The following is a 7,609-nucleotide window of genomic DNA, read 5'->3' as shown; positions in this document are numbered from 1 at the left end:
TCCGTCAGCCTCCTTCCTTGGGAAGGAGGTGGCTGCGAAGCAGACGGAGGTTAGCTAACGGAAACGCCGTAGGCCGGCCTACCTTATGCCCCCGCTTCAACGAGCGCAGCGACGTTGAAGCCACCACCCGGTTGGCGAGCGAAGCGATGCCAACCCACAACCCTTACGCCCCATTCACCCCGTTTGGGCTGCTTGCCAGCCACAGATACCAACAGCTCGACAAACCGCAATTTGTAGAACGGAAAAGCGCCTTTACGGAAGTAAAAGCGCCCTTTCCTCAGAACTTGTATTCGTAGCCAAACATGAAGTTCCTGCCCAGATCATAGAAGGTGGAGCTGGAAGTAGAAATAATATCGCGCCGGTTGAAGAGGTTATCAATATTCAGGAAAAACCGGCTGCTCTCATTGGCCTTATAGGAAAAATTGAGGTCTGACAGCCACTGGGATTTCATGGACGGATAGGGATCCGTATCCCGGATACGCCGTCCCAGATAACTGATATTGAATGCAGTGGTCAGCTTGCCGGAAATATAATTGATGCCCAAATTCCCACCGATTTTCCCATAGTAATCGTGCCAGCCGATGCTTGTTTCTTTTCCTGCCGTGCTGACTTTCTTTTCCTGCTTTTCCGGATGGCTGTAAGTGAGCCCTGCATGCCAGGAAAGATTGTCGCTCTGGTTTCTTGTCCATTCCAGTTCAATACCGGTATTCCTGATATTTTCATTGGCATAATGGATAGAATAGGTCCCGTCTTTTTCCGTAATCCATTTTGCTTCCTGGCTGTCATCGATTTTGTAATGGTACAGGGCAGCGCGCCATGCATTTTTGCCAACATTCTTCTTCCAGCCCAATTCGTAATGGGTACCGCTCGATGGTTTCAGGTCCGCTGCGCCCCGGATATTCCCGCTGCCATAGAGCTGGGTAAAGGTAGGCATCATGAAGGACTTGCCTACTTTACCGTAAATCATGGTATTTTTATCCAGGTCATGCATAAGGATGAATTCCGGCGTAAACTTATCGTACTTGTTTCCTGCCGCATCGGCTTCCGTCCAGGTTTCCCGGAAATTCAGGTTTGCCCGGGTCGCTTCTGTAAAATCATAGGCCAGCTGGCCATAGAACGAATGCATATTTCTCGTATAGTGATGGAACGTACCTTTGGTCAGTTTGCCCATGGCCATCTTATCACTCACCGTTGCATCTTCCATTTCCCTCTGGAAATCATAGCCCAGCATAAAGGAACCTTTGGAAAAATGCCAGCGGTTGGATACATCGATCCCCATGGTTTCATCGAGATAGGAGGAAGAATCGTAATATTTCTCATTATAATTATACTTTTTCCCCATATATGGATAAGTACCAGCGTTATTGTTATTTGATTTCTGGTCCCGGCGGTTATAGAAAATTTCCGCTTTTAAATTTCCATCATCGTAGTGAAGGGTAGTCAGATTTTCTTCGGTACTATGGAGTTCATTCTTATAAGGTGCCCCTGCATTGGCCGCCGGATATACGATTGTTTTATGGGTCTTGGAATTGGTAGAACTGTATGGCCTTCCATCCCAGCGGTACAGGTAATGGTCACTGTTTCTCCCGTAGCTGTGGCTGATAAACAGTTTATCATTGAAATCATAGCGGGCATTGAAGTTTGCATGTTCCCCGCGGCGGATATTAAAGTACATGCCCTGGGGCCTGCCGCCTTCCGGACTGGATACATGATCAATTTTCCCGGTATGGTCATAGGTGGCTGTAAATCCCAGCTTTCCTGCCTGTGCAGAAAGGGCGTAGTTCTGGATTCCATAATTGCCAAATCCGGCACGGACCAGATTGGGTCTCTCCCCTTTGGTAATAATATTGATGACGCCCCCGTTTGCCTCAGATCCATAGAGCACAGCGCCGCCGCCCCGAACCACTTCGATTTTTTCGATGGACTCCACAGGAATGTCTTCCAGATTATACCGGCCGGCCTGGTTGATGGGAACCCCATCTACCAGGACCAGTGTGCCCTTCTCCACGCCTCGGATAACCACCTTATTCGTCATGGTCCCCTGGGATATATTCCTCGGGCCCTGAGCATGGGCAATGATCCCGGTTGTAAATTTTAAAGCTTCCTGTACACTGGTGGCACCGGTTTTCTGGATATCTGAATGGGTTAATACATCCACTGCCGAGGGTGTCTTTAAATCAGACGATTGAGACCGCTGGGCCGTTACAGTGACCGGGTTTAATTCATACACCTGGTCTGCAAAAGCAGTTTCCCCTCCTGCCAGTGCACAGGCCAATAATGCCAGTAAAATGCCATTTTTTGCTTTTTTATTCATACTCTCTCCTCCTGCATGAATTGATGAAATAAAAAAGAGAACACAAAAAGACCTTTTGTCTTTGTGTTCTCATATTTCCCCTCTATTGGTAAAAAGATGACTTGTTATTTGTATTATATGAAAATCATCTTTTTTCTATTATCTCTCAATAGAATTCCCGCGTCAAATGCTAATCCTGTATTTATGAACAATAGAAATACCACCGTCATTATTGGATACGGATCCTGCCACGTCGAGGAAGATCCATCCTGAGGCTTTGGTGGGCCCTTCTCCAGGGGGCTTCATGACAGGAGAACGGCATCATATCCAATAAAAAAGCTGGCAAGGCCGGATCCATCTGTCCGGCCCTGCCAACTGTTTCTATATAATTCCTCCCTGAGTTCAGGCGAAACGTTTGCCCGGGTCTCTGGCTGCAGCCTTTTTCCATCAGTCCGGTATATCCGGATTTTCGTACAGATCTTCCAGGTCCTTTTCCAGATGATGGCGGATAGCCGTTTCCAGGGCCTGGATGGTCTTGGCGTCGTACTGGTGGATAATGCCGGGGATGCCTTTGGCCCGGAGTTCACCATAATATTCATCGCGGTACATATTGTAGAAGAAAAGGATGCCCGTATCCTTTTCTTTACACTCATAGGCGGCAATGATGTAGGAGCCATTGAGTCCCAGAAGGGGCTTTGCGGGTTCTATAATTCTTTCATAGTGGCCAATAACAGGCGGGAAATAGTGACTGTAATCCCATACCATGAATCCTTTACCCCGGACCAGCACAGAGACCTGTTCCCGGTGAATGAGTTCCTTTTCGATGCACTTCGGCGTCAGGAGTTTCATGTTCCGTTTGAATTCTTCAAAGTCCCCGGTAATGAGCTCGATTTCCGTCATGGTTATCATGTGAAGATCCATCTTCACCATGTAATCCATGGTTTCCTCATCAAAAAGGGCCCGCACCTGCCAGCCCGTTTTTTGTCCTTCCCAGCAGAAGGCATAATAAATGCGCCCTTCCTGCCGATCCATCCGCTTCAGTTTATATTCGCCGATTTCCGTGGGCAGTTCTTTTTCTATATCCCAGTCCAGAAATTTCTGTCGTCTTTCGGCTCTTTCTTTTTCCAGTTTATCATCTGCCATTTATTTCCCCTTCTTTTCCGCTTCCAGCCTGTCCCTGGCGATGACCACGGATTTCACGAATTCCCGGGTCTCCGGGAAGGGAATCTTTTCCATATCCGTAAATCCTTCGGGCCACTTGTTCTTTTCGATCCATTCATCCACATTGCCTCGGCCTGCGTTGTAGGCAGCAAGGGCAAAGACTTCATTATTATGGTATTTCTTGAGCAGGTAATTCAGGTACCAGGCCCCCAGGGGAATATTCTGGTCCGGGCTCGCCAGGTTATCCGAGGGAAGGCCGCTTTCTTCGGAAATCCAGTGGGCCGTGTCCGGCATGAGCTGCATCATACCCACCGCCCCCACATGGGACACTGCCTTTTCATCGAATTTGCTCTCCGTCAGGATCACCGCTTCCAGGAGGGAAGGAGAAATATTCTCTTCCTCCGCACACTGGATGATAATGTGGGAGACCTGTTCACTGGGCCGAAGCAGTTTGATATTGTCCACGGTAAAGAGGAAAATCACGCAAAAAATCGCAAGCAAAAGAGTAAACACCATGGCGCCGGTATTGCCCTGGTGCCGCTGCACCTCTTTCTTCCTGCGTTTCAATGCGATTCTCATTCTGCTTCTTCCATTCCCTTCGGAAATTCAAAACCCGGTACGTGTTTCAGTGCTTCCCGCACCTGCCTTCTCGTATCCTCCACGGAATGGCTGTTATCAATGACCACATCCGCATAATTCACCTTATTGGCCGTAGGCATCTGCTTGTGAATCCGCTCCAGCACCTGTTCCCGGGTGAAGCCATCCCGAGAAATGACCCGGGAAATCTGCACTTCCAGAGGCACTTCCACAATCCATACTTCCTCCACCCGGAGCTGCCAGCTGATTTCCAGAAGCAGGGGCATATCAAGGACCACCACGGTCTTTCCCTCATTTTGGGCGCGAACCAGTTCCTCCTGGGTGCGGAGCCAGATGTAGGGGTGGATGATGCCATTCAGCTTCTGCCTTTTTTCTTCATCATTGAAGACGATTTCCCCCATTTTCAACCGGTCCAGCCGGCCATCAGGAAGGAAAATAGAGGGGCCGAAGGCCTTCCGGATCTGATCCATGGCCCGGCTGCCGGGAATAACCGCTTCCCGGGCCAGTTTATCGCCATCAATGACGGGAATCCCCAATTCATGCATGTAGGAGGAGACAGTACTTTTTCCACTGCCCACGCCTCCCGTGAGTCCTATACGATACATTATTACTCCTTGCTTATCAGTAAAACGGGCTCTGCGGCTTCGCCGCAAGGCTAAACGCAGCCAAGCCCTGCCGTCAGGCGGAGCCTTGCACAGGTACCGCCCGGTCCTTATGGGACCTACTTCGTCTCCGCCCAGTTTTTCCCTTCATTCACGTCAGCCACCAGCGGTACTTTCAGGGTAACCACAGATTCCATGGCGTCCTTCAGGAGGGATGCAATTTCCTCTTTTTCTTCCTTCACCACTTCTGCCACCAGTTCGTCGTGGACCTGGAGGAGTACCCGGCTCTTATAGCCGCCCTTCTTAAGGCGGTTGTATACCTCAATCATGGCCATCTTCATGATGTCCGCTGCCGTTCCCTGGATAGGGGTATTCATGGCCGTCCGTTCCGCAAAGGACCGACGGTTGAAATTCTTGCTGTTAATGTCCGGCAGTTCCCGATAGCGCCCAAAGAGGGTGACCGCCCGGCCCGTTTTCTTTGCTTCTTCCACCATGGAATTCATGAATTCATGAATCCGCGGATACCGCTCGAAATAGGTCTTGATATAGTCAGCCGCTTCTTTCCTCGTGATGCCGAGCTGCCTTGCCAGGCCGAAATCGCTGATGCCGTAGATAATGCCGAAATTGACAGCCTTTGCATGGGACCGCTGTTCCGGCGTCACGTCTTCGAAGGGGATGCCCAGCACTTCCGCCGCCGTTCTCCGATGGATATCTTCTTTATTGATGAAGGCCCGAATGAGGCTTTCATCGCCGGACATATGGGCCAGTACCCGGAGCTCCACCTGGGAATAATCGGAGGAAATGAAGCAGTCATATCCTTCTCCGGGCACAAAGAGGGACCGGATTTTCCTGCCTTCCTCCGTACGGACCGGAATATTCTGGAGGTTCGGATCCGAACTGGAGAGGCGCCCCGTTGCTGTCACGGTCTGGTTGAAGGACGTATGGATTCGTCCCGTTTCTTTCCGAATCAGCTGGGGCAGGGCTTCCAGGTACGTAGAAACCAGTTTGGAAAGGGTGCGGTAGCGAAGAATATTCTTCACCATGGGATAGGAGACCGCCAGTTCTTCCAGCACATCGGCGGCTGTGGAATAGCCGGTCTTCGTCTTCTTCCCGGCGGGCATGCCCATTTTTTCAAAAAGGATATGGCCCAGCTGTTTCGGTGAATTGATATTGAAAGATTCCCCGGCTTCCGTGTAAATATCTTTCACCAGGATCCGTTCTTCCTTTTCCATGTCCTCCCGGACCTCTTTCCACCGTTTCTGGTCTGTGGCAATGCCGGCTTTTTCCATGGCCGCCAGCACCTTCACCAGGGGCTGCTCCACTTCATGGAAGAGCTTCAGCACCCCGTTTTCCTGCAGTTTCTTTTCCGCCTCGTCATAGAGAGAAAGAAGGAAAAGCGTAATGCAGCAGCCCTTTTCCTCCGGGTTGTCCAGATCATCGGGATAGATGACCGGCTTTCCAAAGAGGCCGGCCATATAGGACAAAGGATAGGTGACCCGGGTAGGATCCAGCAGGTAAGCTGCCAGGGACACATCAAAGAATGGCAGGCCTTCCGCCGGGAAATCGGACTCCATCACCGCTTTGCTGTCTTCCACCACGATGGCCTTTGCTTCCTGCAGGGCTCTATAAGCGTCCCCATAGTCATCAGGCTTCACCAGGTACGCATGGTCTTCGGCAGCAATGACCACTTCAGGGGCCTTGAGAAATGGCGCCTTTCCGGAAAGGGAGGCCCAGAGGGCAGTCACCTTTCCCTTCAGCGATAGTCCTTCCTTCCAGGGTTCTACCGGTGGAAGGGCTTTTTCACTTTCCTCTTTCTTCACCTGGGACAGTTCCTGGAAACGGGGCAGCGCTGCGAACTGGGGCAGGAGATTAATGCCGAGGCGGCTGAAAAGTTCTCTCATTTCCTCAATGTGGACGGGCTGCTTCATATCGGAAAGCGGCGCATCCAATGGTACGTCTCTCTTAATGGTGGCCAGTTTATAAGAAAGGTAGGCCAGGTCCTTATTGGCCGTCAGCTTTTTGCCTCTGGCTCCTTTGATTTCATCCACGTGGGCATAGAGGTTATCCAGATCCTTGTATTCCGTGAGAAGGCTCAAAGCGGTCTTTTCCCCTACGCCGGGGACTCCTGGGATATTATCGGCCGTATCCCCCATGAGGGCCTTCATATCAATGACCTGGGACGGGGTGATATGGTATTTCTCGTAAATTGCTTCCGGCGTCATGGCAGCCATATTGGTGATGCCCTTCTGGGTAAGAAGCACCGTGGTGCGGCTGCTGGAAAGCTGGAGTGCATCCCGGTCGCCGGTGACGATATCTACAGGAAGTTCCTTTTCGTATCGGGCAGAGAGGGTGCCAAGGATATCATCGCCTTCGTAGCCGGAAATGCTGTAAACGGCAACACCCATGACCCGGAGCACGTCAAGAATCAGGTCAAGCTGGGGCACCAGTTCCGGCGGTGCCGGCTTCCTTGTAGCTTTGTATCCATCGTACATCTCCGTACGGAATGTATGGCGGTCTTTATCGAAGGTGACGGCCATGTATTCCGGATCCAAATCCCGGTACAGGCCCAAAAGCATCCGGAGGAATCCGTATACCGCATTGGTAGGAATTCCATCGGGCGATGTCATAGTCGGCGGCAGGGCAAAAAAAGCGCGATACAGAAGGCTGCTGCCATCAATAATTACAAGTTTCTTTTTCATAGTTCCTCCCTGCCGACGGGCCCTGATACAGCCCGGGCGGTAAAAAATGCAGTACGTTGCTTTTTATTATACCATAGATAGGATAGGAGGCTGAAATGGGGAACGGCCCATAGTCAAATTGCGGTTTATCGAGCTGATAGCGATGGGTGGCTGGCCGGCAGGCTGCTCGGATGGATGGGGCATAAGGGTTGTGGGTCGGGCACCGCTTCGCTGGCCCGACCGGTGCGCAGCGAACTGCATTCGTAGGGAGCCGTAGG

General features: G+C 51.1%; 5 protein-coding genes. All 5 read right to left on the bottom strand.

Features of this window, described 5'->3' with window-relative positions:
* Positions 1–277: 277 nt before the first annotated feature.
* Positions 278–2,314: a TonB-dependent receptor gene (locus QZR21_RS06855; protein ID WP_296974550.1), complete on the bottom strand. Its 2,037-nt coding sequence runs from the start codon at positions 2,312–2,314 to the stop codon at positions 278–280.
* A 426-nt stretch (positions 2,315–2,740) separates the two neighbouring features.
* Positions 2,741–3,436, bottom strand: a complete 696-nt coding sequence (locus QZR21_RS06850) for a hypothetical protein (RefSeq protein ID WP_296098437.1) — start codon at positions 3,434–3,436, stop codon at positions 2,741–2,743.
* Complete coding sequence (locus QZR21_RS06845) at positions 3,437–4,033, bottom strand: lytic transglycosylase domain-containing protein (protein WP_296098435.1); 597 nt, start codon at positions 4,031–4,033, stop codon at positions 3,437–3,439.
* Positions 4,030–4,656, bottom strand: a complete 627-nt coding sequence (gene coaE, locus QZR21_RS06840; protein WP_296098433.1) for a dephospho-CoA kinase — start codon at positions 4,654–4,656, stop codon at positions 4,030–4,032. The genes QZR21_RS06845 and coaE overlap by 4 nt, the downstream gene beginning before the upstream one ends.
* Before the next feature lie 116 nt (positions 4,657–4,772).
* Positions 4,773–7,352, bottom strand: coding sequence for a DNA polymerase I (gene polA / locus QZR21_RS06835; RefSeq protein WP_296974544.1), 2,580 nt, complete (start codon positions 7,350–7,352; stop codon positions 4,773–4,775).
* Between the last annotated feature and the right edge of the window lie 257 nt (positions 7,353–7,609).

This window comes from uncultured Dialister sp. (assembly GCF_900541605.1).
Lineage (GTDB): Bacteria > Bacillota > Negativicutes > Veillonellales > Dialisteraceae > Dialister.
This window is presented reverse-complemented; position numbering and strand designations above follow the sequence as displayed.

Excerpts from the sequence above, each read along its gene's own strand:
- QZR21_RS06855 (WP_296974550.1), bottom strand. The coding sequence starts at position 2,314 with ATGAATAAAAAAGCAAAAAATGGCATTTTACTGGCATTATTGGCCTGT.
- QZR21_RS06850 (WP_296098437.1), bottom strand. The coding sequence starts at position 3,436 with ATGGCAGATGATAAACTGGAAAAAGAAAGAGCCGAAAGACGACAGAAA.
- QZR21_RS06845 (WP_296098435.1), bottom strand. The coding sequence starts at position 4,033 with ATGAGAATCGCATTGAAACGCAGGAAGAAAGAGGTGCAGCGGCACCAG.
- coaE (WP_296098433.1), bottom strand. The coding sequence starts at position 4,656 with ATGTATCGTATAGGACTCACGGGAGGCGTGGGCAGTGGAAAAAGTACT.
- polA (WP_296974544.1), bottom strand. The coding sequence starts at position 7,352 with ATGAAAAAGAAACTTGTAATTATTGATGGCAGCAGCCTTCTGTATCGC.